22 protein-coding genes are annotated in these 24,767 nt (G+C 33.1%); 20 read left to right on the plus strand and 2 right to left on the minus strand.

Going from position 1 to position 24,767, the window contains the following annotated elements:
• The first annotated feature begins 46 nt into the window (after window positions 1-46).
• From aspS to FD36_RS02215, 4 genes are all read left to right on the plus strand, one after another.
• Window positions 47-1,831 carry an aspartate--tRNA ligase gene (gene aspS, locus FD36_RS02200; RefSeq protein WP_056957765.1) on the plus strand — a complete coding sequence of 595 codons (1,785 nt, stop codon included), beginning with the start codon at window positions 47-49 and terminating at the stop codon, window positions 1,829-1,831.
• A gap of 105 nt (window positions 1,832-1,936) precedes the next feature.
• A complete protein-coding gene (locus FD36_RS02205; RefSeq protein WP_056957766.1) occupies window positions 1,937-2,815 on the plus strand; it encodes a YitT family protein in 879 nt (292 codons plus the stop codon).
• Between the two features lie 22 nt (window positions 2,816-2,837).
• Entirely contained in the window at window positions 2,838-3,995 is a 1,158-nt protein-coding gene (locus FD36_RS02210) for a CDP-glycerol glycerophosphotransferase family protein (protein WP_056957767.1), read from the plus strand.
• Window position 3,996: 1 nt separating this feature from the next.
• Entirely contained in the window at window positions 3,997-4,908 is a 912-nt protein-coding gene (locus FD36_RS02215) for a deoxyribonuclease IV (RefSeq protein ID WP_041817789.1), read from the plus strand.
• On the opposite strand, the gene FD36_RS02220 is transcribed toward FD36_RS02215, so the two are convergent.
• A complete protein-coding gene (locus FD36_RS02220) occupies window positions 4,898-5,713 on the minus strand; it encodes a pyruvate, water dikinase regulatory protein (protein ID WP_056957768.1) in 816 nt (271 codons plus the stop codon). The genes FD36_RS02215 and FD36_RS02220 overlap by 11 nt on opposite strands.
• A 162-nt stretch (window positions 5,714-5,875) precedes the next feature.
• On the opposite strand from FD36_RS02220, the gene rpsU reads away from it, so the two are divergent.
• The 13 genes from rpsU to FD36_RS02285 all read left to right on the plus strand — a co-directional run bounded on the left by rpsU (window position 5,876) and on the right by FD36_RS02285 (window position 18,204).
• Window positions 5,876-6,076, plus strand: a complete 201-nt coding sequence (gene rpsU, locus FD36_RS02225; protein WP_014082053.1) for a 30S ribosomal protein S21 — start codon at window positions 5,876-5,878, stop codon at window positions 6,074-6,076.
• Window positions 6,077-6,142: 66 nt separating this feature from the next.
• Window positions 6,143-6,586 (plus strand): GatB/YqeY domain-containing protein, encoded by a 444-nt coding sequence (locus FD36_RS02230; protein ID WP_014082052.1) that lies wholly within the window; start codon window positions 6,143-6,145, stop codon window positions 6,584-6,586.
• Between the two features lie 78 nt (window positions 6,587-6,664).
• Window positions 6,665-7,633, plus strand: a complete 969-nt coding sequence (locus FD36_RS02235) for a PhoH family protein (protein WP_056957769.1) — start codon at window positions 6,665-6,667, stop codon at window positions 7,631-7,633.
• Between the two features lie 14 nt (window positions 7,634-7,647).
• On the plus strand, window positions 7,648-8,130 hold the full coding sequence (gene ybeY, locus FD36_RS02240; RefSeq protein ID WP_056957770.1) for an rRNA maturation RNase YbeY: 483 nt from the start codon (window positions 7,648-7,650) through the stop codon (window positions 8,128-8,130).
• Window positions 8,108-8,506 carry a diacylglycerol kinase family protein gene (locus FD36_RS02245; RefSeq protein WP_014082049.1) on the plus strand — a complete coding sequence of 133 codons (399 nt, stop codon included), beginning with the start codon at window positions 8,108-8,110 and terminating at the stop codon, window positions 8,504-8,506. Before ybeY ends, FD36_RS02245 begins: the two co-directional genes overlap by 23 nt.
• 15 nt (window positions 8,507-8,521) lie before the next feature.
• Window positions 8,522-9,433 (plus strand): GTPase Era, encoded by a 912-nt coding sequence (gene era / locus FD36_RS02250; RefSeq protein ID WP_014082048.1) that lies wholly within the window; start codon window positions 8,522-8,524, stop codon window positions 9,431-9,433.
• A gap of 16 nt (window positions 9,434-9,449) precedes the next feature.
• Window positions 9,450-10,220: a DNA repair protein RecO gene (gene recO, locus FD36_RS02255; RefSeq protein WP_103423552.1), complete on the plus strand. Its 771-nt coding sequence runs from the start codon at window positions 9,450-9,452 to the stop codon at window positions 10,218-10,220.
• Between the two features lie 282 nt (window positions 10,221-10,502).
• A complete protein-coding gene (glyQ, locus tag FD36_RS02260) occupies window positions 10,503-11,471 on the plus strand; it encodes a glycine--tRNA ligase subunit alpha (RefSeq protein WP_056957772.1) in 969 nt (322 codons plus the stop codon).
• The gene (gene glyS, locus FD36_RS02265; RefSeq protein ID WP_056957773.1) at window positions 11,471-13,549 is read left to right on the plus strand and encodes a glycine--tRNA ligase subunit beta; all 2,079 of its coding nucleotides are present in this window, start codon (window positions 11,471-11,473) and stop codon (window positions 13,547-13,549) included. Before glyQ ends, glyS begins: the two co-directional genes overlap by 1 nt.
• 31 nt (window positions 13,550-13,580) lie before the next feature.
• Window positions 13,581-15,416, plus strand: coding sequence for a DNA primase (gene dnaG / locus FD36_RS02270; RefSeq protein WP_056957774.1), 1,836 nt, complete (start codon window positions 13,581-13,583; stop codon window positions 15,414-15,416).
• Between the two features lie 15 nt (window positions 15,417-15,431).
• Window positions 15,432-16,637 carry an RNA polymerase sigma factor RpoD gene (gene rpoD, locus FD36_RS02275; RefSeq protein WP_082610578.1) on the plus strand — a complete coding sequence of 402 codons (1,206 nt, stop codon included), beginning with the start codon at window positions 15,432-15,434 and terminating at the stop codon, window positions 16,635-16,637.
• A 63-nt stretch (window positions 16,638-16,700) separates the two neighbouring features.
• Window positions 16,701-17,405: a tRNA (adenine(22)-N(1))-methyltransferase gene (locus FD36_RS02280; RefSeq protein ID WP_056957775.1), complete on the plus strand. Its 705-nt coding sequence runs from the start codon at window positions 16,701-16,703 to the stop codon at window positions 17,403-17,405.
• Entirely contained in the window at window positions 17,392-18,204 is an 813-nt protein-coding gene (locus tag FD36_RS02285; protein ID WP_056957776.1) for a Nif3-like dinuclear metal center hexameric protein, read from the plus strand. The genes FD36_RS02280 and FD36_RS02285 overlap by 14 nt, the downstream gene beginning before the upstream one ends.
• Before the next feature lie 66 nt (window positions 18,205-18,270).
• On the opposite strand, the gene FD36_RS02290 is transcribed toward FD36_RS02285, so the two are convergent.
• Window positions 18,271-18,459, minus strand: coding sequence for a DUF2929 family protein (locus tag FD36_RS02290; protein ID WP_014082040.1), 189 nt, complete (start codon window positions 18,457-18,459; stop codon window positions 18,271-18,273).
• Window positions 18,460-18,586: 127 nt separating this feature from the next.
• On the opposite strand from FD36_RS02290, the gene dnaE reads away from it, so the two are divergent.
• From dnaE to FD36_RS02305, 3 genes are all read left to right on the plus strand, one after another.
• The gene (gene dnaE, locus FD36_RS02295) at window positions 18,587-21,913 is read left to right on the plus strand and encodes a DNA polymerase III subunit alpha (RefSeq protein ID WP_056957777.1); all 3,327 of its coding nucleotides are present in this window, start codon (window positions 18,587-18,589) and stop codon (window positions 21,911-21,913) included.
• Window positions 21,914-22,032: 119 nt separating this feature from the next.
• Window positions 22,033-23,793, plus strand: a complete 1,761-nt coding sequence (gene pyk / locus FD36_RS02300; protein WP_056957778.1) for a pyruvate kinase — start codon at window positions 22,033-22,035, stop codon at window positions 23,791-23,793.
• Window positions 23,794-23,898: 105 nt separating this feature from the next.
• Window positions 23,899-24,762, plus strand: a complete 864-nt coding sequence (locus FD36_RS02305) for a CvfB family protein (RefSeq protein ID WP_056957779.1) — start codon at window positions 23,899-23,901, stop codon at window positions 24,760-24,762.
• Window positions 24,763-24,767 lie beyond the last annotated feature (5 nt).

The raw sequence follows: 24,767 nt of genomic DNA on the forward strand, positions 1-24,767 counted from the left end.
TGCAATTTAGTACGGTCTTTTTTTATTAAAAAGGGGAAATTTAGTTATGAGAAGAACTGCATACGCTGGTCAAATTAATGAAAAATTTTTAGACCAAGAAGTTACGCTCGATGGCTGGGTAGCTAAAAAAAGAAACCTCGGAAGTTTAATCTTTATTGATTTACGTGACCGAGAAGGAATCGTTCAACTAGTATTTAATGCTAGCGATAGTAAAAAGGCATTCGAAGTTGCAGAAGCAATGAAGAATGAATATGTAATTGAAATTAAAGGTAAAGTTGTAGCGCGTTCAGAAAAGGAAATTAATCCTGACTTATTTACTGGAAAAGTCGAAGTTCATGTAAATGATGCCAAAATTTTAAGCAAATCAAAACCAGTTCCATTTGATATCAAAGATGATACCAATGCTTCAGATGACCTTCGTTTGAAGTACCGTTATTTAGATTTACGTCGTCCTTATATGCAAAAGGGGCTAATGATACGTAATCGAATTTCTCAAGCTACTCACAGTTATTTGGACGAACATGGTTTCATAGATATTGAAACTCCTGATTTGACAGTATCTACCCCTGAAGGTGCACGTGATTATTTAGTTCCTTCTCGTGTTTATCCCGGCTCATTTTATGCTCTTCCACAATCACCTCAACAATTTAAACAAATGTTAATGGGAGCAGGATTTGATCGTTATTATCAAATTGCTCGTTGTTTCCGTGATGAAGATTTGCGTGGGGATCGTCAGCCTGAATTTACCCAAATCGACCTTGAAACCTCCTTCATGAGTGCCGAAGAAATTCAAGATATTACAGAAGGGTTAATTAAGAGAGTAATGAAAGAAACTCTTGATTATGATGTTAAACTCCCATTTGAAAGAATCAGTTGGCAAGAATCGATGGATCGTTTTGGTACTGACCAACCTGATACACGTTTTGGAATGGAATTGAAAGATTTATCTGATATCGTTAAAGGTTCAGATTTTAAAGTATTTAGTTCAGCTGTAGCTGATGGCGGTCAAGTAAAAGCGATTGCCGTTCCTGGTGGGGCTAGTGAATATTCACGAAAAGAAATTGATAAATATACTGACTATGTAAAACGCTTTGGTGCTAAAGGATTAGCTTGGATGAAAGTTACAGAAGATGGATTTTCTGGTCCAGTTGCTAAATTCTTTAAGGATCCTGAAAAGATTAAAGCAATTGAAGAACGTACAGGTGCAAAAGCAGGTGATTTAATTCTCTTTGCTGCTGATCGTGCTAAAGTAGTTGCCGATACATTAGGTTATTTACGGGTTGCTATTGCTGAAGAACAAAACATGATTCCTAAAGATAAATTTAATTTTCTTTGGGTTGTTGATTGGCCATTATTTGAATATGACGAAGGTGATCAACGTTGGACAGCAGCACATCATCCATTTACCATGCCAAATGAAGGTGATGAACATTACCTTAATGACGGAGAAGACCCACATAAGGCACATGCCCAAAGTTACGATATTATTTTAAATGGTCTTGAATTGGGTGGTGGATCAATTCGTATCCATACCCGTGAACTTCAAGAAAAAATGTTTAAAGCATTAGGATTTACTAAAGAAAGTGCAGAAGCACAATTTGGTTACTTCTTAAGAGCTTTAGACTATGGTTTTCCACCACATGGTGGACTTGCAATTGGACTTGATCGTTTTGCTCGTTTGTTAGCTGAACGAGGTAATATTCGTGATGTGATTGCATTCCCTAAAAACTCTAAGGCAGTTGAGCCATTGACAGGTGCTCCAGCAGCTGTTGCTCCAAAACAATTGGAAGATTTAGGTATTTCAATTAATAAGCCAGATAAAGAAAAATAATTAATGATAGAAAGTTGCTAATTTTTAGTGACTTTCTATTTTTTTAAAATCGAGAATGTTATACTATGGAATGATAATAATCAAATAGATTTAGAAGGTATTTATATGGGCGACGTACACAAAGTAATCAGAAGACATCAAATTCTGACGAAAATTTCAACAGCATTTATCTATGCAGTATTGGTATCAATTGCAATGAACTTTTTTTGGACTCCTGGACATATTTATTCATCTGGAGTAACTGGATTTGCTCAATTGCTTACGACCCTTACTCATAGATATACATCTTTTACGCTGTCGACTGCTGCCGGATTGTTCGTCCTTAATATTCCACTGCTATTCTTGGCTTGGAAATCAATTGGACATCAATTTGCAATCTTTACTTTCTTATCAGTATTTCTTGCTAGTACAATGATTAAAGTTTTGCATCCAATGACTTTAACTACTGACCCCCTAATCTGTGCACTTTTTGGGGGTGCTGTTAATGGATTTGGTACAGGTTTGGCTTTGAAAAACCAAATTTCTACTGGTGGATTAGATATTTTAGGGATTGTGATTCAGCGAAAAACTGGTAAATCAATTGGAACAATTAATATTGCTTTTAATGCATTTATTATTTTATCAGCAGGATTTATGTATGGCTGGCCTTATGCTTTTTACTCAGCAATTGGCTTATTGGTTAACGCAAAAGTAATGGATATGACTTATACACGGCAGCAACGAATGGAAGTCATGATTATTACTAGTATGCCAAAAACTGTTATTGATAGTGTGCAAAATCATATGAGACGGGGAATTACAATTGTTCATCATGCTGAAGGAGCATACAATCATCAGCCCAAAACGGTGCTCTTTACAGTCATTTCTCGGTATGAAAAAAACGAATTAGACGAAGCTTTAAAGGAATCTGATCCTAATGCGTTTGCAGTGGCAGTTGATGTTGATGCAGTCTTTGGACATTTCTATGAAAATAAACCTAAATAATTAATTAGATGGCGGCTTAAAAATGAAATTTATATATGTTATTTTTGTTAAGTTAATTTCAAGTTTGTTTTACTTTAAAAATAAGAAAAACGTTTGTTATATCATGAGCTATAATAATAATTTGCACATGATTAAACAAACCGCAGCTATTTTACCACCTGATCAAAAATTGATTGTATTTTACAATCCAAGGGTAATGGTTGCAGCTTATGATTTACAGGCTTTTGGAATTAAAGCAATTCCGATGAAGAGTAGTTTCTCCTTTGCATTGCGGATGATTCCACAAATTATGTCAGCTCGGGTCGTATTTGTTGATAATTATTATGCCTTTATTGCGGGATTAGTTCATCCTAAAAAAAAGATGAAAATTATTCAGTTGTGGCATGCTGATGGTTCAATTAAATGTTTTGGAATTGATACACCCAAATTTGAAAGCTATTCATGGATTAAAAAAATGCGTCATCGGAAAGTTTATAACAGTTTTGATGATTTTGTGGTTGCTTCTCCCGCAATGGCTGAAGTCTTTGAGAATAGTTTTAAACAACCTTATAAAAAGATGAAATTTTTAGGGACACCTCGATCAGATCGATTATTTAGTGATAAATGGATTAGCGTTATTCGTAAACGGGTTTATACTGCAGCACCAGAGTTGAAGGATAAACGGGTTATTTTATACTTACCTACTTATCGTTCTGATAGTAAGATTAATCCTCCCGAAGGAACTATTCAGGCATTAGCATCTGATCCTAATGCTGTTGTAGCAGTTAAACTATATCAAGATGTCAATCGAGCTAAATTAAAATTAGAACAATTCAATTTAAAAAACGTTAAAATTTATGATGAATTTACAGCTACAGATTTAATGACTGTTGCAGATACTTTTGTGACTGATTATTCTTCGTATTCTTTTGATTACAGTTTGATGCCTCAAGCTCGGTCAATGATTTTTTACATGTATGATTACCAGGAATATTCAAAAAATCCTGGAATTCAAGTCGGTTATGAAAATTGGTTACCTAGTAAACCAATTCATACAGTTGACCAATTAAGAAAAGCAGTTTTAGCAAATGAAAAATTAGATTTTTCTGATTTCAATGCAATGTGGAATACCTATAATGATGGAAAATCTTATAATCGTGTCTTAAATAAATATGTTTTGCAAAAATCGGAGGATGAATAAGATGATTAAAGAATTTTTAATCGGTTCACATGTTGCCATGAAAGCACCAAAAATGTTTTTAGGTTCAGCAGAAGAGGCTAAAAACGATGAAGAAACGGTTTTTATGGTTTATACAGGGGCACCACAAAATTCTCGAAGAAAACCACTTGATGAACTAAAAATTCCAGAAGGTAAACAATATATGGAAGAAAATGGCTTATTAGAGGTAGTTGTTCATGCACCATACATTATTAATCTTGCCAATACAAAAAAGCCAGAAAGTTTCGAATTTGCTGTCCAATTTTTACAAAAAGAAATTGAACGTGCAGGTGCAATGGGGGCAACTCAAATTGTTCTTCATCCCGGGGCTCACGTTGGAGCTGGAGTAAAAGCTGGAATTCAGCAGCTGATTAAGGGCTTAAATTTAGTAATTAAGCCTGAACAGACTGTTCAAATTGCAATTGAAACTATGGCAGGTAAAGGAACTGAAATTGGAACAACCTTTGAACAAATTGCAGAAATTATTGAAGGAGTTAAATTAAAAGATAAAGTTTCAGTATGTTTCGACACCTGTCACACTTACGACGCTGGGTATGATGTTAAGAATGATTTTGATGGTGTTATGCAAGAATTTGATAATGTAATTGGCTTAGACCGTTTGAAAGTAATTCATTTAAATGATGACAAAAATCCAATGGGAAGTCATAAAGACCGGCATGCCAACATTGGCTTTGGAACCATTGGTTTTGAAGCTCTAGATAAAATTGCTCATTACGAAAAATTGCAAGACGTTCCCAAAATAATGGAAACTCCTGCAATTAAAATAGATGATAAAGTTAAAATTGACCCACATAAGTATGAAGTTGAAATGTTTCGTGAACAGAAATTTAATCCCGACTTAATTAAAGATATTGAAAATGGAATTATAAAATAGTTCTTTTGGGTAAACTTTCAGTAATGATGGTGGCTGTTTCTTCAATTGATTTATTTACGACATTAATTGAGAGACAGCCGATTTTATGATAAAGGTTCTTGGCATAGTCAAGTTCCTTTTTTATATTGTCTGAGTTTGAATATGGAGTATCTCCGTCTAGTCCATATTCTTTCATTCTTTGAGAGCGAATCTGTTTCAACTTGGTTACTGAATTAGTTAACCCAAAAATTTTTTTAGGATCAACTTCCCAAATTTCTTTTGGTAATTGAAGATCTGGGCCAATTGGAAGGTTAGCAACTTTATAGCTTTCGTTAGCAAGATAAAGTGATAAGGGTGTTTTAGAAGTTCTAGAAACACCTAAAATAACGATATCTGCTTTGGTTAAGCCACTAGGGTTACGTCCATCGTCGTTTGCAACTGTAAATTCAATTGAAGCAATTCTTTTGAAGTATTCAGCGTTTAAATTATGAACTAACCCAGGTACTTCTGCAGATGATTCATTTAAGTGGTGTGAAATAATGTTGATTGGTTTTTGAATACAATCGAAACTATATAATTTATTTTGACGAGAAAAAAGTCCTACCATATCACTTAATTCTGGATTAACCAAAGTATGAAAAATGATGGCATTATTTTCTTTAGCTAGTTTTAAAATTCCACTTAGAATTGATTTAGTTCTTATGAAAGGATATTGACTGATATTAGCTCTAGCTTCAGGGAATTGGGCAGCTGCAGTTTTGGCAATTGCAGTCCCTGTTTGACCACTAGAATCTGAAATTACAAAAACATTATAAATTGTTTTCATGAATAGCTCCTTGTGCTTTATTTTTATTCTTATTATACTCTGTTTAAAATTTTTGAAGATTCTTTTAATCTTCCGTTGACGTAAATTTTATCATGGGATATAATTATATTCGTTGGGTGGAAACATTCAGCACACTAAAACTTGGAGGGGAGGGATTTTTAAATGTCAAAAACAGTTGTTCGCAAGAACGAATCTCTTGATGATGCTCTTCGTCGTTTTAAACGTACAGTTTCTAAGAGCGGTACTCTCCAGGAATTTCGTAAACGTGAATTTTACGAAAAACCTAGTGTTAAACGTAAATTAAAATCAGAAGCAGCAAGAAAACGTAACAATAAAAAGAAAAAGAGCCGTAGCAAGTTCTAATTAAAAGAGCAATCACTTTTGATTGCTTTTTTTTTTGAATTTTAAATAGAAATAAGGAGAAGACAAATGTCATTAAACGAAACGTTAACAAATGATTTAAAAACAGCTATGAAGGCTGGAAAGAAAGATGAACTTACAATTATCAGAATGCTTAAAACGAATTTAATGAACGAAAAAATTAAATTTGGACATGATTTAAATGATGATGAAGCTGCAGCAGTAGTAAATCGTGAAATTAAGCAACATTTAGATTCAATTGAACAATTTAAAGCGGGAGCCCGTGAAGATCTTGTTGAACAACAAGAAAAAGAAATGAAAATTCTTAAAAAATATGCTCCAAAGCAAATGGAGCCTGAAGAAGTTGCTAAAATAGTTAAAGAGACAGTGAAGCAATTAGGTGCTACTGGAAAAAGTGATTTTGGTAAAGTTATGGGTGCTGTGATGGGTAAAATTAAAGGTAAAGCAGACGGTAATGTTGTCAAAAAAGCTGTTAATGATGAACTAAAATAAACGTGGGTATGATTGCTGTTTTAAACCTTAAAATTATGCTAGACTTTAGTAAAATTAGGATTAAGGAGATTATTTTTATTGATTGAAAATTTTGAATATCAAAAACAAATCGTTTTAAAAAATCCAAATGATCAAAGTAAATTATTTGGAACACAAGATGCATTTATTAAGATTTTAGAAGAAGAATTTCAAGTTTGGATTCGTTATTCAGCAGGAGTTATAAAGATAGATGGACATGATGAAAGTGATGTTCAACTTACTAATGATATTTTGTTTAACATGTTGAAATTAATTCATGCTGGAATTGAAGTTAATGCTAGTGATTTTGTTTCTGCAATTGGAATGGCTCGTAATGGAAAAATTACAGCTTTGCCTGATTTATATAATCAAGTTTTAATCAAAGATCGTAAAGGTAATCCTGTTCGGGTTAAGAATTTTGGTCAACGTGAATATATTCAAGCTATTTATAATCATGATATTACCTTTGGTATTGGTCCTGCAGGTACAGGTAAAACGTATTTAGCAGTTGTAATGGCGGTTGCCGCGTTAAAAAAAGGTAAAGTTGATAAAATTGTTTTGACTAGACCAGCTGTTGAAGCTGGCGAAAGTTTAGGATTCTTGCCTGGTGATTTAAAAGAAAAGGTTGATCCATATCTTCGCCCACTTTATGATTCTTTATATGCTATTTTAGGGATGGAACATACCGAACGTTTAATTGAGCGAGGGGTTATTGAGATTGCACCACTAGCGTATATGCGTGGACGAACTCTCGATAATGCTTTTGTAATTTTAGATGAAGCTCAAAATACGACTAACCAGCAAATGAAAATGTTTTTAACTAGGTTAGGTTTCAATTCTAAAATGGTGGTTAATGGTGATATTCAACAAATTGACTTAAAAGGTCATGTGGCCAGCGGTTTAGTAACCGCACCTAATATTTTGAAAAACATTAACAATATTGAAGTTATTAGATTGACTGCTGAAGATGTAGTGAGAAACCCAGTTGTTGCTAAAATTATTACTGCTTACGAAAATGAAGATAAATAAAGGATTGTAAATTCATGGACTTAGAAATTTATGATGAAACTAATGGTCAAGTATCTGAAGACCAAAAGAAACTAATAAAAAATGTTTTAGATTTTGCTGCAAAAAAGATTGGATTAAAAGCTAATACAGAAATGTCAGTTACCATGGTTAAAAATGATAGAATTCAAGAAATCAATCGCGATTATCGAAAAGTTGATCGAGCAACTGATGTAATTAGTTTTGCAATTGAAGATGAAAATGATGATGAATTTCCAGTAATGATGAGTGATGAAATGAAAGCTGAAATTCCCGAAAATATTGGTGATATTTTTGTCAGTATTGATAAAGTTAATGAACAAGCAGATTTTTTGGGTCATTCAGTTGATCGTGAACTAGGTTTCTTAATTGTTCATGGATTTTTACATCTCAATGGTTATGACCACATGAAACCCGAAGATGAAAAAGTTATGTTTGACCTACAGAGAAAGATTTTAAATGAATATGGACTTAAAAAATAAGCGGCAAACTAGTAAAAACAAGAATTTTGGTCAAGCGTTTGGCCATGCATGGGATGGTCTAACTACTCTTTGTTGCAATGAAAGAAATTTTCGCTTTCATTTAGTAACAACAGCTGTTGTTTTAACAGCTGGTTTAACTATGAGAGTTGGTTATTTTAAATTTCTTTGGTTAGTTTTGGCTTGCTATTTGGTATTACAAGCCGAAGTAATCAATACCTTAGCTGAGTACTTAGTTGATTTAACAATTGGAAGCCAGTATAACGACTTAGCTAAAAAAATTAAAGATATTGCTGCTGGTTGGGTATTGTTTTCAACGATGCTTGCCATCGTGATTGGCTTGATTGTTTTTGGAACGACCATCATTAAATTAATATAAGAAAAAGGAAATTAAATGGAAAAAGCAGAAAATTTTAAATCAGGATTTGTGGCCATTGTTGGTCGACCTAACGTTGGGAAATCAACTTTTTTAAATAGAGTGGTTGGTCAAAAAATTGCCATTATGAGTGATAAGGCACAGACTACGCGTAATAAAATTCAAGGTGTCTATACTACTAAAGATGCTCAAATTGTCTTTTTAGATACTCCTGGAATTCACAAACCCGAAAACAAACTAGATGAATACATGGATGCTTCGGCATTGTCTTCATTACGTGAAGTTGAGGCCGTTTTATTTATGGTTAGTGCAACTGAGACAAGAGGTGCTGGAGATAACTATATTATTGATCAACTAAAAAAAGTTGATGTACCGGTTTATCTAATCATTAATAAAATTGATGAAATAAATCCTGATAAACTATTGGTAATCATGGATACTTATCGTAAGGCTTATGATTGGGCAGAAGTATTTCCAATTTCTGCTTTAAGGGGGAATAATGTTGATGAATTAATTGGTAATTTGATTGATCATTTACCAGAAGGTCCACAATATTATCCTGATGATCAAGTTACTGATCATCCCGAACGATTTATTGTACAAGAAATTGTACGAGAAAAAATATTGGAAAACACACGTCAAGAGATCCCTCATTCTGTAGCCGTTTACGTTGAAAGTATGAAAACCAATGAAAATGGTAAAGTTCAAATTGAGGCTTCAATTATCGTTGATCGTGAAGGTCAAAAACGGATTATCATTGGTAAAGGTGGAGCATTACTTAAATATATTAGTATTGGTGCTCGTCGAGAAATTGAAAAATTATTGGGCAGCAAAGTTAACTTAAAACTTTGGATTAGAGTTCAATCTGGTTGGCGTGATAAGGATACAGCACTTAATAACTTGGGTTATAGTGAGAAAAATGATTATTAATTAGCAGGTGATATTTGTGGTAAATACAAAGAGTAAACCATTTCATGGAATATTAATTTATCGCAAAAATTATCGAGAGAACGATATGTTAGTTAAGTTTTTTACTGCTGAAGCTGGTAAAAAAATGTTTTTTGTTCGTGGAGCAAATCGTCCTAAGTTTAAGATGATTAGTGACATTTTACCCTTTAGTTATGGAACCTATGAAGGTGAATTGCGTGGCAATGGATTGTCATACATCGATAGCGGTGGGAGTGTTAAACATTTTGACCAGATTAGTGAAGACATATATCTAAACGGATATGCGACATATTTAATGGGTCTGATAGATGCTGCTCTACCAGATAATGTTCCTAATAAAATTTGGTTTGATAAACTTTTTTATGCTCTTAATTTAATTAATAATGGGTTTGATGCAGAAATTATTACTAATATCTTTGAAATTCAATTATTACCTCTATTTGGAGTTGCTCCTGATTTTAAAAATTGTGCAGTCTGTCATGAAGAACATCAAATCTATGACTATTCTGAAAAGTTTGGTGGATTAATTGGGGAACAAGAATTTGCACACGATAGTCATCGAATGCATTTAGATCAAAGAACCATTTATTACTTACGTTTATTTTCAGCAGTCGATATTACTAAAATTAATAATATTAAAGTTAATCGAGTTACAAAGCAAAAATTACGACAAGTAATTGATAAAATATATGATAATTCAGTTGGATTAAATCTAAAAAGTAAAAAATTCTTGGATCAAATGAATTCTTGGAAAATCAAACTTAACTAATTAATAATAATTGACTGAATCATGTTATCAAATTATAATATAGTTAATTAAATATGTGACACAGATAAAAGAAGGTTGTTAATTTTAACAATTCAGCGACATCATGTTAGTGAGAGATGATGATTGTTTTTAACAATTGGCGCTTTTTGAGTCAATCCGTTTCGAGATGCTGATTTTTTATAATCAGAAGTAGGGTGGAACCGCGACTAAATCGTCCCTATGCAAAAGTAAGTCTACTTTTGCATAGGCTTTTTTATTTGTTTGGCAAAAGGGGGAGTCAAAATGACAAAAAAAATGTCAGTACAAGATATAGCTACTACATTAAAATTATATTGGAGTAAACAGGGATGCATGATCATGGATGCCTACGATACAGAAAAAGGTGCAGGTACCATGAGTCCCTTTACGTTTTTACGTGCTATTGGACCTGAACCTTGGAATGTAGCTTACGTTGAGCCATCAAGAAGACCTGCAGATGGACGTTATGGTGAGAATCCAAATCGTTTATACCAACATCATCAATTCCAAGTATTGATGAAACCTTCTCCAGATAATATCCAAGAATTGTATATTAGTTCCTTAAAAGAACTCGGAATTAATCCACTTGAACATGATATTCGATTTGTGGAAGACAACTGGGAAAATCCTTCCATGGGATGTGCCGGTGTTGGTTGGGAAGTTTGGCTTGATGGAATGGAAGTAACGCAATTTACTTATTTCCAAGTAGTTGGTGGACTTCAAATGGATCCAGTTGCTGTAGAAATCACCTATGGATTAGAACGTTTATCATCATACATCCAAAACGTTAATAATGTATTTGATCTTGAATGGTCAAATGGCGTTAAATATGGTGATATTTTCAAAGAACCAGAATATGAACATTCAAAATACAGTTTTGAATTAAGTGATCAAGAGATGCTTCATAAGATGTTTGATGCTTATGAGAAAGAAGCCAAACGATTAATTAAAGAGGGCTTGGTTCATCCAGCTTATGATTATGTTTTAAAATGTAGTCATACATTTAATTTGCTTGATGCTCGTGGAGCAGTTTCCGTTACTGAACGTGCTGGGTATCTTGCACGAATTCGAAAAATGGCACATGGAATTGCCCAAGCTTTTGTTCAAGAACGGCGCAAGCTTGGATTCCCGTTAATTAAAGATGAAAATCAACGTGAAACAGTTTTAGCTGAATTTGCTAAACGTGAAGAAAAGAAAAATAAACAAAAAAAGAACAAGGGGGATAAAAAATAATGACACATACATTCCTATTAGAAATTGGGTTGGAAGAAATGCCAGCTCATGTTGTTACCCCAAGTATTAATGAATTAGCTGAAAAAACAGAGAAATACCTAAAAGAAAATCGGATTTCCTTTGACAAGGTTCAAAAATTTTCAACACCAAGAAGACTTGCTTTAGAAATATCTGGTCTGGCCGATAAGCAACCAGATATTGACGAAGAAGTTAAAGGTCCTGCTGAAAAAATTGCCAAGGATGCGGAAGGAAATTGGAGTAAGGCCGCCATTGGATTTACTCGTGGACAAGGATTAACTCCTGACGACATTACCTTTAAAGATATTAAGGGAACAAACTATGTATTTGTTAATAAACACGTAACTGGAAAACCAGTTACTGATGTTTTGTCAAGCTTAATTGATGTAGTTGCTGACATGAATTTTCCAACTATGATGAAATGGGGAACTAATAAATTCCAATTTATCCGTCCAATTAAATGGATTGTTGCGTTGTTAGACACTGAAGTTGTTCCAATGGAATTAGTTGGGGTTAAATCAGGACGTAAGTCACTTGGACATCGTTTCTTAGGTAATGAAGTTAGCATTGCTAACGCTGCAGACTATGAAACTGATCTTAACAAGGAATTTGTAATTGTGGATGCTGATAAGCGAAAAGCTAAGATTAAATCTCAAATCGAAGCGATTGCCAATGAAAATAATTGGAAAGTTAAGATTGATGATGACTTACTTGAAGAAGTTAATAACTTGGTTGAATACCCAACTAGTTTTTATGGTACATTTGACAAACGTTTCTTAGACATTCCACGTGAAGTATTGATAACTTCAATGAGAAATCATCAACGTTTCTTCTACGTAGAAAATCAAGATGGCAAACTACTACCATTCTTTATTTCAGTTCGAAACGGAAATTCTGATTTTATTGAAAATGTGATTAAAGGAAATGAAAAAGTCCTTGCTGCTCGTTTATACGATGCTGAATTCTTCTATCAAGAAGATCAAAACCATGATATTGATTACTTTGTTAACAAATTGAAGAACGTTACTTTCCATGACAAGATTTCAACTGTTTACGAAAAAATGCAACGAGTTCAAGTGATTTCCCGATTAATTGGTAAAAAAGTTGGACTTAATGATAGTCAATTAGCAGACTTACAAAGGGCTGCTGAAATTTACAAGTTTGATTTAGTAACTGGAATGGTCGGTGAATTTTCTGAATTACAAGGTGTTATGGGAGAAAAATATGCCTTATTATTTGGTGAAAAACCAGAAGTTGCTGTTGCAATCAGAGAACACTATATGCCAATTTCTGCTAATGGTGAACTTCCTCAATCAAAAATTGGTGCAGTTTTAGCCGTTGCAGATAAATTAGACACAATGATGACATTTTTTGCTGCTGGAATGATTCCTAGTGGATCAAACGATCCATACGCATTAAGACGACAAGCTGCAGGAATTGTAAATATTGTTGATAATCAGAAATGGAGATTACCATTGGATAGTCTAATGGAAAAAATCATAACTGATGAAAATACAGCTCAAGTTGCCCCTAAAGTTGATCAAAAACCAATTATTAAAGATGTAATTTTATTTATAAAAGAACGAATTAAACGTGTTTTAAGAGCAGCAAAAATTAAATTTGATCTTGTAGATGCTGCTGTTAACGCTACTAACACGGATATTCTTTATAACATTAATAGTGCAAAAGTTCTTAATAATCATAAAGAAGATGCTGATTTTAAAGCCGTTATTGAAGCATTAACTCGGGTTGAAAGAATTTCAAATAAATCTGACTTTAAAGCAACAGATTTGTTTGTTGATCCAGCATTGTTTGAAAATGAATCAGAATTAAAGATGAATGCTGAAGTTGATCGTCTTTCTACTGATTTTGAAAAATTAACTGCTGCAGATGATTTTTCAAAACTTGCCAGTTTAGAACCTGTAATCAAAGAATACTTTGATAAGACAATGGTAATGGCAAAAGATGAAACTGTTAAAGAAAATCGATTAAAAGAACTTACTAAGTTAGCACGCATGATTAATTATTTTGCAGAAGTAGATAAGATTATCGTTAAATAAAAAGATAATTATCTGAAAGGTTCGGTGAGTTGTGGCTAAAATACCAGAGGAGTTTGTGGAAAAAGTACGAAATAATACTAATATCCGCGATGTTGTTGGACAATACGTGCAACTAAAGCAGGCTGGTAAAAACTTATTTGGCTTGTGCCCCTTCCACGAAGAAAGAACCCCATCTTTTTCAGTTAATGAAGAAAAACAAATCTTTCATTGTTTTAGTTGTGGTCGAGGTGGTAACGTTTTTAGTTTTTTGATGGACTTAAAAGGCGTTAGTTTCCCTGAAGCTGTCGAAATGGTGGCTAAAGATGATGGAATTGAAATTCCAAATAATGCAAATTGGAATCAAACTTCTCCTAAGCAACAAAAACTTAAACCATTAATTGATATCAATGAGTCAGCAGCAAAATTATATCATCACGTTCTAGTTAACACTGAGCTAGGTGAAGAGGCATTAAATTATTTAAAAAAACGTAAAATTTCTGATGAAATGATTGAGACTTTTAATTTAGGTTATGCTCCTAATGAAAGAATTCTGAAAAAATATTTCGAAGAAAAAAAAGTTAATTATCAAGAATTAAGAAAAACAGGCTTATTTACTGAGACAAATGACGGTAGTCTAAAAGATCGTTTTGCTGGAAGATTGATGGTTCCAATTCGGAATGAAAGTGGTAAAACGGTTGGATTTTCTGGTCGTTTATTGCATAAAGATGATGATATGCCTAAATATCTGAATACACCTGAAACGGAGCTGTTTAATAAACGTAAAATTATTTATAATTTTGACTTAGCTAAGCCAGAAATTAGACAAAAGCACGATGTAATTCTTTTTGAAGGATTTATGGATGTGATTTCAGCTTACCAAGCTGGTGTTAAAAACGGTGTTGCTTCCATGGGAACAAGTTTAACAGAAGAACAAATTTATGATTTGAAACGGGTTACAAAACAAATTTATGTTTGTTATGATGGTGATACACCAGGACAAAAAGCGACCAATCGAGCTGTTGATTTATTGCAAAAAGATAGTAATTTAAAAATTGGAATTATTCAAATGCCTGATGGTATAGATCCCGATGAATATCGTCGTAATAATGGAGAAACTAGTTTCCAACAGGTTGTTGAAAATGGTCGAGAGTCAATTGTCAAATTTAAAATTAATTATTTACGTTCTCAATTCAATTTGACTAATGAAGAAGATAAATTGGATTATATCGATAAGGTTTTACACATTATTGCAACTGTTGATAATCCTGTTGAACGTGACGTTTATCTTACTGAGCTAGCAGATAATTTAGATGTTAGTTTAGGTAGTTTGGAAACCCAGACAGAAAAATATGTTAATGTTACTCGCAAAAGAAGTCAAAGTAATCGAAATCGTGAAAGATTTATTCAAACGCCCAATGTGCTTAACCAAGAAACAAAACACTATTCACGAATTGAAAATGCAGAACGTCATTTATTAAATATGATGTTGCATAATTCAGAAGTTTGGAAAAAGATTCGTCGTAATCATAATTTTTCATTTGTCCATGATTTATACCAACAAATTTTTATTTTCGCACAGGAATATTTTAGATATCATGCAGAGTATAATGTTTCAGAATTTAGTGATTTTGTCGGAGAAACTGAAATCCAATCGACCTTAGCTGAATTAGAAATGAATAGTGATGATACTGAGTATAACGATGAAGAAATTTCAGATTGTGTTAAAATAATAATGCAAGATGCACCAATTATAGAAGAATTGAAAAAGAAAAAAATTGATTTTAACAATGCAAAACAACTTGGCGATGAAATATTACAGTTGAAATTAGCAACTGAACTAATTGATTTGCAAAAGAAATTGCAAAGCTTGAAATCAAATGAAGATTAATGGGAGGTCATTAGAATGGCAGAAAAAGAAGCAAAGAAGAAAAATGAAATAAAAAAATCAACTCCCGAAGCAAAAAGTAAAACTGCTGCAAAACGTGCAAGAACTACTAAAGAACTAAAAAAAGAATTTGATGGTAAAGGATTCAAAAAAGTTTATAAAGAAGTCGTTAAAAAGACCAAAAAAATCGGTCATATTACTTACGAATTACTTGAGCAAGAACTTCAAGTCCCATTTGATTTGGATAAAAAACAAATGGGAAAAGTCCTTGAACAAATTGAAGATGATGGGATTAGCATCGTTGACGAAAATGGTGAGCCAGATCCTCGGGCATTAAAGGCTGCTAAAAAAGTTACGCAAAAAGAATTAAAAAATGCTTCAAGTTCAAAAGGGGTTAAAATTAATGATCCCGTTAGAATGTATTTGAAAGAAATTGGACTTGTTCCTTTACTTACAGCTGATCAAGAAGTTCAATTGGCTTTAAGAATTGAAGAAGGCGACGAATCTGCTAAACAAGAATTAGCAGAAGCAAATTTACGTTTAGTGGTTTCAATTGCTAAGCGGTATGTTGGTCGTGGAATGCAATTTCTTGATTTAATTCAAGAAGGTAATATGGGACTTATGAAAGCCGTTGAAAAATTTGATTACCGCAAAGGATTCAAGTTTTCAACTTACGCAACATGGTGGATTAGACAAGCAATTACCCGTGCAATTGCTGACCAAGCTAGAACGATTCGGATTCCTGTTCATATGGTTGAGACCATTAACAAATTAATCCGTGTGCAACGACAACTACTTCAAGATTTGGGACGTGACCCACTTCCATCAGAAATTGGTGCTGAAATGGACATGCCTACTTCTAAAGTTAGAAATATTTTAAAGATTTCTCAAGAACCAGTTTCATTGGAAACACCAATTGGTGAAGAAGATGATTCACATTTAGGTGATTTCATTGAAGATAAAGATGCTACAAGTCCTGAAGAACACGCTTCATATGAATTGCTTAAAGAGCAATTAGAAGGTGTCTTAGATACTCTAACTGATCGTGAAGAAAATGTATTGAGATTGCGTTTTGGACTTGATGATGGTCGTACCAGAACTCTTGAAGAAGTTGGAAGAGTATTTGGAGTTACTCGTGAACGAATCAGACAAATTGAAGCAAAGGCTTTAAGAAAACTTCGTCATCCATCAAGAAGTAAACAATTAAAAGATTTCTTAGATTAAGCAAAATAAAAAACAGGGACTCTTGTCTCTGCTTTTTTATTGAGAAAATATAGAGGAGATAATATGGACGCAAAGCATCTTTCAAAACGAATGCAAGCGGTTGCTGATTTAGTTCCAAAATCTGATACAGTAGCTGATATAGGATCAGACCATGCTTATTTGCCAGCTTATTTGTTGGAACAAGGGATTGTAAAACGAGCAATTGCTGGCGAAGTAGTAAAAGGACCATTTGAAAATGCACAATCAGAAATTATTAATCAAAATTTATCTGATCAAATGGAAGCCCGCATGGGTGATGGTTTAGATGTAATAGAATCAGATGATCTAGTTAATACGATTACGATTGCCGGAATGGGTGGGGAATTAATTACCGATATTTTGGAACGTGGAAAAGCAAAATTAACAATGCATCCTGTTTTAGTTTTACAAGCAAATGTTGATGAAAATACGGTTAGAAAATGGCTGGCTAATCATCAATATGAAATTACGGGAGAAAACATTGTTTACGATGCTGGTCATTATTATGAAATGTTTCGTGCAGAATATGTTGAACATAAAATTTCCTATTCTCATGAAGAACTTGATTTTGGACCATTTTTATTAAAAGAAAAATCAGATGTTTTTAAAGCTAAATGGAATGATAAATTAGATAAGAACCAGTTTATCTTAGATAAATTACTTATTTCTAAATCTCATCCAATTGAAAAGATTAAAAAAATCAAAACAACAATCACTGAAATTGAAGGTGTTTTAAATGACCACAGTTAGAGAATTTATTAAACGTTTTGAACAATTTGCACCAATTGAGCTTCGTGAAAACGGAGATCCAACGGGATTTCAAATTGGAAACAAAGATGCGGAAATAAAAGCAATGATGACAACTCTAGATGTTCGCCCTGAAACAGTCCAAGAAGCAATTGACAATCATGTTAACTTTATTTTTGCTCATCATCCAGTTATGTTTCGTCCAGCAAAAAATCTTGATTTGAGTAATCCGCAAAATGAAATGTATGCTGAAATTTTGAAACATGATATTACTGTTTACGCTGCGCATACTAATTTAGATAATGCAAATGGTGGGATGAATGACTGGTTGGCTTCTGCTATTGGTTTAAAAAACATTTCTGGTATGATTTTGCATGATACAAATATTAATAATGAACCTCATTATTTAGGGAGAGTTGGAGATTTACCACGTGCAATTACATTTAAAGAACTAGCTGAACAATGTAAAACCATTTTCAATTTACAAGAATTGAGAATGGTAACCAACAATCCTGACAAATTAGTTAAGCGAGTTGCAATTCTTGGAGGTAGCGGAGGTAAATTTTATTCAGCAGCAATCGCCAAAAATGCAGATGTTTATTTTACTGGTGATTTATATTATCACACTTCGCAAGATATGTTAGCTGAGGGATTAATGGCAATTGATCCTGGTCATCATGTTGAAAGCATTTGTAAATTGAAATTAAAAGAATTATTTGAAAAATGGAAATGCGAGAATAACTGGCAATTTAAAATTATTGCATCTAAGCTTTCAACAGATCCTTTTAGTTTTTTTAATTAAATAATAAAAACTACAATCTAATTTTAGGATTGTAGTTTTTATTATTTAAAATTCAATTTTCAAACTTTAAGGTTTCATTACTAATTTAAATAGGTTAATTCCTATTAAAGCAATTATGGCACCAACTATAGCTGTTTGAATAGCAATTGTTTTAGTGAAATTGGCTTGTACTAATGCTGAACCAATATAACCAATTACTTCTCCGTAAACGATACCCCAAAAAAGTGTTGTTAAGTTTGCTGCGACAGTTTTCATTATATGCACACTCCCTTACTAAGATAGTATTTTATCACTATCAAAGATAATTGCAATTATGAGTTCTTAATTATTTAAATAAAGGGTTCTTTGCTATAATTAAGAAAAAACGAAAGGTAGTGGGAAAATGACATATGTACCATTGCAGAACATTAGCTCGTATAGTTTGTTGCAAAGTCCCAATACGCTACCAAAATTAATAGATGTAGCTAAAAAACGTGGCTATAAGTCATTAGCATTAACGGATATCAATGTGATGTATGGGGCTGTTGCTTTTTTCAAAGAAGCCACGAAGGCAAACATTAAGCCAATCATTGGTTTAACTTTAAAAATTAAAGGCTCGGTTTTAACAGAACACGATTTTAAAATTGTTTTATTAGCTAAAAATAATCATGGGTATCAAAATTTAATGAAAATATCGACCAAAGTAATGACAATCGAAGATTATCAAACCTTTGATGAATTTAAAAATGAATTAAATGACTTATTTGTATTGCTTCCAACTAATAGTGAGGTGCAAAGCCTTGTTAGTTATGGAAAATTAGATCAAGCCAAACAAGCTTTACAACAAATTAGGTGTTTGGTAGATGAAGATTCATTACGTTTAGGAATTAGTACTAATCCAGAAAAACTTGATGAATTGAAAATGTTATCTAATGAAACAAATACAAAAATGATTGCATTAAATGAAGTTGATTATTTAAAAGCAAATGACTTGTTTGATACTCAAGTTTTAAAATCAATTGATAACGGAAATATTTTAGAAGATCCTGAATCACAAAAGAATGGATTGGGCTCTAATTGGCTTGAAAACCGAATTGAAATAGAACGAAAGTACGAAAAGATGGGTTTGTCACCAATCTTACTTGAAAACCAATTTGTTATGCAAAATTGTAATGTACAAATTAAAAAAGAAATGCCAAGCCTTCCAAAATTTAAAACCCCAAATCAGCAAACCTCAAAAGAATATTTGGCAAATTTATGTTTGAAGGGATTAAAGTCGCGTTTAAAAAACAATTCTAAGGATTATCAAATTTATTTAACGCGTCTAAAATACGAATTAGATGTTATTAATCGAATGGGATTTGATGATTATTTTTTAATTGTGTGGGATGTAATTAATTTTGCACATCAACACAACATTTTGACGGGCCCAGGTCGTGGGTCCGCAGCTGGATCAATTGTTGCGTATACTTTGTATATCACAGATGTTGATCCAATTAAGTATGACTTATTGTTTGAGCGTTTTTTAAATGAAGAACGTGCACAAATGCCTGATATTGATGTTGATATTCCTGATGATAAGCGTAGTCAAATTTTAAATTATGTTCACGATAAGTATGGGAATGAAAGGGTAGCACAAATCATTACGTTTGGAACTTTAGGTGCAAAACAGTCAATTCGAGATGTTGGTCGAGTTTTCGGAATGACGCCATTAGAAATGAATAGTTGGAGTAAGGCAATTCCAGCTCATTTACATGAAACTTTAAAAAGAGCGGTAAATGAATCTCAAAGCTTAAAAAATATTATTTCAGACCAACCAATTAATAAGTTATTATTTGAGACGGCAACTGACTTAGAGGGACTACCACGCCATTATTCAACTCATGCTGCGGGTTTGATTTTGAGTGATCAACCAATTGTTGAAAAATCACCATTACAAACTGGAAATGAAGGTTTATTGATGACCCAATATTCAAAGTATTATGTTGAAGATGTGGGATTATTAAAAATTGATTTTTTAGGTTTGCGAAATTTATCCATTATGGCTAATATCTTAAAAATGGTTCACAACCAAATTAATCCTAATTTTGAAATTACAAAAATTGATTTAAATGATCCGCAAACCCTTAAGTTATTTCAGGATGGTAAGACTAATGGAGTTTTCCAGTTTGAATCAACTGGAATTAAAAATGTTTTACGTAAAATGCATCCAACTAATTTTGACTTGATTGCTGCCGTTAATGCCTTGTATCGTCCTGGTCCAATGGAAAATATTGATCTGTTTATTAAAAGGAAAAATAATCCTGATAAAGTTCATTATCCAAACCAAGCGATTGAGAAAATTCTAAAGCCCACTTTTGGGATTATTGTCTACCAAGAACAAGTTATGCAATTGGCTTCTACTATGGCTGGTTTTAGCTTATCTCAAGCGGATGTTTTACGTCGAGCAATGAGTAAAAAGCATAAAAGTGAAATGGAAGCCATGAAGGATGGTTTCTTAGCCGGTTCAATTAAAAATGGTTATACAAAAGAGACTGCAGAAACTACATTTGATTATATTGAAAGATTCGCGGGTTATGGTTTTAATAAATCTCATGCTTTTGCTTATAGTAAGATGGCGTTTGAATTAGCTTTTTTAAAAGCACACTATCCAGGTCCTTTCTATACGGCTCTATTCAATTCTGTTTTAGGAAATAAAGTAAAAATCAAGGCATACGTTCAAGAAGCCAGAGATGCAAATATTAAAGTTGTTGCACCTAGTATTAACGACAGTAAAGCAGATTTTGTTTATGATAATAACCAAATCAGATTTGGTTTTAATGTGATTAAGGGGGTTCGATCTGACTTTATTAAGACAATTCTGGCTGAACGTCAAGAAAATGGATTATATCAAAGCCTGAATGATTTTATTAATCGAATGCCTGAAAAATACCGAAAAGAAGACCAACTTAGTGCTTTAGTGTATGCTGGATGCTTTGATGGATTTGGATATAATCGACGTGAAATGATTGAAGCCCTTTCAAAACTGATCAGCTCTTCAGACATTCCGAATAGTTTATTTTCCGATGTTCCTGGAATGGAAGTTAAAATAAAAAAGAAAGATGATTTTCCAGATTGGCAAAAAATTAATTTTGAAAATGAATATCTAGGGACTTTTTTATCAGGTCATCCAGTGGAAAGATATCGAGAGCTCCATCAGCAAACTCATTCACTTAATACTTCTGAATTAATTGATGGACAAAAAAACATTAATTCAATTTTATTGGTTAACCATGTTAAATTAATCAGAACTAAAAAAGGTCAACCAATGGTCTTTATAACAGCTAATGATCAATTTGGAAGCGTTGATATTACAATTTTTCCAACGGTTTACAATCAGATTAAAGGTTGGATAAAACCCAATCTAGTTATTATGATTAAAGGAAATGTTCAAAATCGAAGAGGGTTACAAATTGTAGCCGATAAAATTGAGATTGCTGCAAATGTTGTTTATAAGGCTAAAAAAAGAAAATTATATATCCGAATTGATGTTGAACATGATTCAGAAAAAATAGCTTATCAGTTAAAAGATATTTTATTAAAATATCATGGCAAAAGTAATGTGATTTTGTATCGAGTTAAGTCTAAACAAGAAAATGCATTACCAGCACAATATAACGCAGAAATTAATTCAAATTTAATCGAACAGCTTAAATTACTATTAGGAAATTCTAACATCGTCGTTCGTTAATTTTTCGAGATTAGATACAGACAACATTTTATAAAAGTGTTATAATTACCTTGAAATCTAATTAATTAGGCAAGTTAAATCATTGCTTAATTTTACACAAAAAGGAGAGGTTTTAACTTATGAAGAGAACAAAAATCGTAAGTACACTTGGACCCGCTGCTAATGATGTTGATACTATTTCAGCATTATTAAACTCAGGTGCCAATGTTTTTCGTTTCAACTTTTCACATGGAGATCATGAAGAACATTTGTCACGTATGAATATGGTAAAGGAAGCTGAAAAGAAAACTGGTAAGCTCGCTGGTATTTTACTTGATACTAAAGGTGCTGAAATCAGAACTACTAAAGAAGTAGATGGTGAAATCCAATTCAAGATTGGTGATAAGTTCAGAATTTCTATGGACGACACACTTGAAGGTACTAAGGAAAAAATTGCCGTTACTTACCCAGGCTTATACGATGATGTTAAAGTTGGCGGACACGTATTATTCGATGATGGTTTAGTTGATGCTAAGGTTATCGATAAGGACGCTAAGAACCGCGAATTAGTTTGTGAAATTATGAATGATGGTGTACTTGGTTCACGTAAAGGTGTTAACGCACCTGGTGTATCAATTAACTTACCAGGAATCACTGAAAAAGATTCAGATGATATTCGTTTTGGTTGTGAACATGGAATTAGCTTTATTTCTGCTTCATTTGTTCGTAAACCTCAAGATATTTTAGATATTCGTGCCTTATTAGAAGAAAAGAACATGACTGATGTTCAAGTATTTCCTAAGATTGAATCACAAGAAGGTATTGATAACTTTGCTGAAATCTTAAAAGTTTCAGATGGTTTAATGGTTGCTCGTGGTGACATGGGTGTTGAAATTCCACCAGAAAATGTTCCAACTGTTCAAAAACGTCTTATCAAGATGTGCAATGAAGTTGGTAAACCAGTTATTACTGCTACTCAAATGTTAGATTCAATGCAAGAAGAACCTCGTCCAACTCGTGCCGAAGTATCTGATGTTGCTAATGCTGTTTATGATGGTACTGATGCAACTATGCTTTCTGGTGAAAGTGCCCACGGTGACTATCCAGTTGAATCAGTTGCTATGATGGCTCGTATTGATAAAGTTGCTGATGATCATTTCCAAGAATTTGGTACTCCACGTCCTGTATTTAATGACAGTGATGTTACTGAAGCTCTTGGCGAATCAGTTGCACGTATTGCTAAAGACATGGATATTCACACTATTGTTTGTGCTACTGGATCAGGTTATACTGCACGTATGATTTCGAAATATCATCCAAATGCTAATATTTTAGCTCTTACTTTTGATGATCGTGTACGTCGTGGTTTGACTGTTAACTATGCTGTTAACCCAGTACTTGTAAACAAACCAGAAACAGCAGATGAAATGGTTGAACTTGCTACAGCTAAAGCAGTTGAAACTGGTTTAGCTAAAGAAGGCGAACAAATCATCATTCTTACTGGTGTTCCTTTGGGTGATGAAGGTACTACTAACACAGTTCGTGTTCAATTAATTGGTACTAAATTAGCTCAAGGTCAAGGTATTGGTGACCAAGTTGTTATTGGTAAAACAGTTGTAGCTGATGACGCAAAATCAGCTAACGATAATACTGTTGATGGTAGCGTGTTAGTTGTTAAAGATACTAACAAAGCTTACTTACCAGCTATGAAGAAAGCTAGCGCAATCGTTGTTGAAGAAGGTGGTTTAACTTCATATGCAGCAGTTGTTGGAATTTCATTGAATATTCCAGTAATCGTTGCCGCAAACGATGCTACTAAGAACATTAAAAACGGTGCTTCAGTTACTGTTGATGCTCGTCGTGGTATGGTTTATGCAGGTAACCAATCAAAAAACGCTTAATTTAAATTAACTTTGGAAAGACATCCGATTTTTGTCGGATGTCTTTTTTATTTGCTATAATAAGAGTATTAGGTACCTAGACTGATAGAATGGTGAGTGGTTCATATGAATGAAGATAACGGAAGAATTATTACTGGAACAGTAACAGACGAAAATGAAAACGAATATTTTATTCAAAAGGATGGAATTACATATTCATTAGATAAAAGTGAATTGAAAAAGCCTCTCAAAATTGGAAGTGAATTTAAGGGTTTTGCATACGAAAATGAGAAACATAATCAAAGGATTACGCGCGAAATACCTGAAGTTGGAGTAGATAGTTATTCATGGGGTAAAGTAGTTGGAACAAAATTTGGTTTAGGCGTGTTTGTTGACATTAGATTAAAAGATAAAGATATTGCCGTTTCAATGGATGATTTACCTGATATGAAGTCTTTATGGCCAGATGTAGGCGATGAGTTGATGATTGCAATTAAACGCGATAGCAAAGGACGACTTTGGGGTGAGTTAGCTGACGATAAAGTTTTCAAAGCCATCTCACAGCCAGTTAATAATCCTAAAATGAAAAATTGGGACGTAACTTGTTGGGTAATTAATACAAAAAAAATGGGCACCCAGGTTATTACAGATCATTATAATTTAGGTTTTATTGATAAATCAGAACAGGAACAGGAACCTAGATTAGGTGAGAAATTAACAGCACGAGTGATTGGAATCAGACCTAATAAAACTTTTTATTTATCATTACGTCCTCGTGCGTATGAATCAATTGGTGAAGATGCAGAAATGATTAAACGGATTTTAGAAATGAAGCCGGATAATTTTTTACCATACAATGATAAGAGTGATCCAGATGAAATTAAAAACTATTTTGGAATTAGTAAGGGACAATTCAAGCGTGCACTTGGTAATTTATTAAAACACAGATTAGTAAAAAAAGAAGAAAATGGAATTTCTTTAATTAAGTAATGGTG

Source organism: Fructilactobacillus sanfranciscensis DSM 20451, from assembly GCF_001436035.1.
Taxonomy (GTDB): domain Bacteria; phylum Bacillota; class Bacilli; order Lactobacillales; family Lactobacillaceae; genus Fructilactobacillus; species Fructilactobacillus sanfranciscensis.

Excerpts from the sequence above, each read along its gene's own strand:
- FD36_RS02215 (WP_041817789.1), top strand. The coding sequence starts at position 3,997 with ATGATTAAAGAATTTTTAATCGGTTCACATGTTGCCATGAAAGCACCA.
- FD36_RS02290 (WP_014082040.1), bottom strand. The coding sequence starts at position 18,459 with ATGAAAACTGTCGCAGCAAACTTAACAACACTTTTTTGGGGTATCGTT.
- glyS (WP_056957773.1), top strand. The coding sequence starts at position 11,471 with ATGACACATACATTCCTATTAGAAATTGGGTTGGAAGAAATGCCAGCT.
- rpsU (WP_014082053.1), top strand. The coding sequence starts at position 5,876 with ATGTCAAAAACAGTTGTTCGCAAGAACGAATCTCTTGATGATGCTCTT.
- FD36_RS02305 (WP_056957779.1), top strand. The coding sequence starts at position 23,899 with ATGAATGAAGATAACGGAAGAATTATTACTGGAACAGTAACAGACGAA.
- glyQ (WP_056957772.1), top strand. The coding sequence starts at position 10,503 with ATGACAAAAAAAATGTCAGTACAAGATATAGCTACTACATTAAAATTA.
- rpoD (WP_082610578.1), top strand. The coding sequence starts at position 15,432 with ATGGCAGAAAAAGAAGCAAAGAAGAAAAATGAAATAAAAAAATCAACT.
- FD36_RS02280 (WP_056957775.1), top strand. The coding sequence starts at position 16,701 with ATGGACGCAAAGCATCTTTCAAAACGAATGCAAGCGGTTGCTGATTTA.
- FD36_RS02245 (WP_014082049.1), top strand. The coding sequence starts at position 8,108 with ATGAATATGGACTTAAAAAATAAGCGGCAAACTAGTAAAAACAAGAAT.
- era (WP_014082048.1), top strand. The coding sequence starts at position 8,522 with ATGGAAAAAGCAGAAAATTTTAAATCAGGATTTGTGGCCATTGTTGGT.
- FD36_RS02230 (WP_014082052.1), top strand. The coding sequence starts at position 6,143 with ATGTCATTAAACGAAACGTTAACAAATGATTTAAAAACAGCTATGAAG.
- dnaE (WP_056957777.1), top strand. The coding sequence starts at position 18,587 with ATGACATATGTACCATTGCAGAACATTAGCTCGTATAGTTTGTTGCAA.
- FD36_RS02220 (WP_056957768.1), bottom strand. The coding sequence starts at position 5,713 with ATGAAAACAATTTATAATGTTTTTGTAATTTCAGATTCTAGTGGTCAA.
- pyk (WP_056957778.1), top strand. The coding sequence starts at position 22,033 with ATGAAGAGAACAAAAATCGTAAGTACACTTGGACCCGCTGCTAATGAT.
- FD36_RS02205 (WP_056957766.1), top strand. The coding sequence starts at position 1,937 with ATGGGCGACGTACACAAAGTAATCAGAAGACATCAAATTCTGACGAAA.
- FD36_RS02210 (WP_056957767.1), top strand. The coding sequence starts at position 2,838 with ATGAAATTTATATATGTTATTTTTGTTAAGTTAATTTCAAGTTTGTTT.
- ybeY (WP_056957770.1), top strand. The coding sequence starts at position 7,648 with ATGGACTTAGAAATTTATGATGAAACTAATGGTCAAGTATCTGAAGAC.
- aspS (WP_056957765.1), top strand. The coding sequence starts at position 47 with ATGAGAAGAACTGCATACGCTGGTCAAATTAATGAAAAATTTTTAGAC.
- FD36_RS02285 (WP_056957776.1), top strand. The coding sequence starts at position 17,392 with ATGACCACAGTTAGAGAATTTATTAAACGTTTTGAACAATTTGCACCA.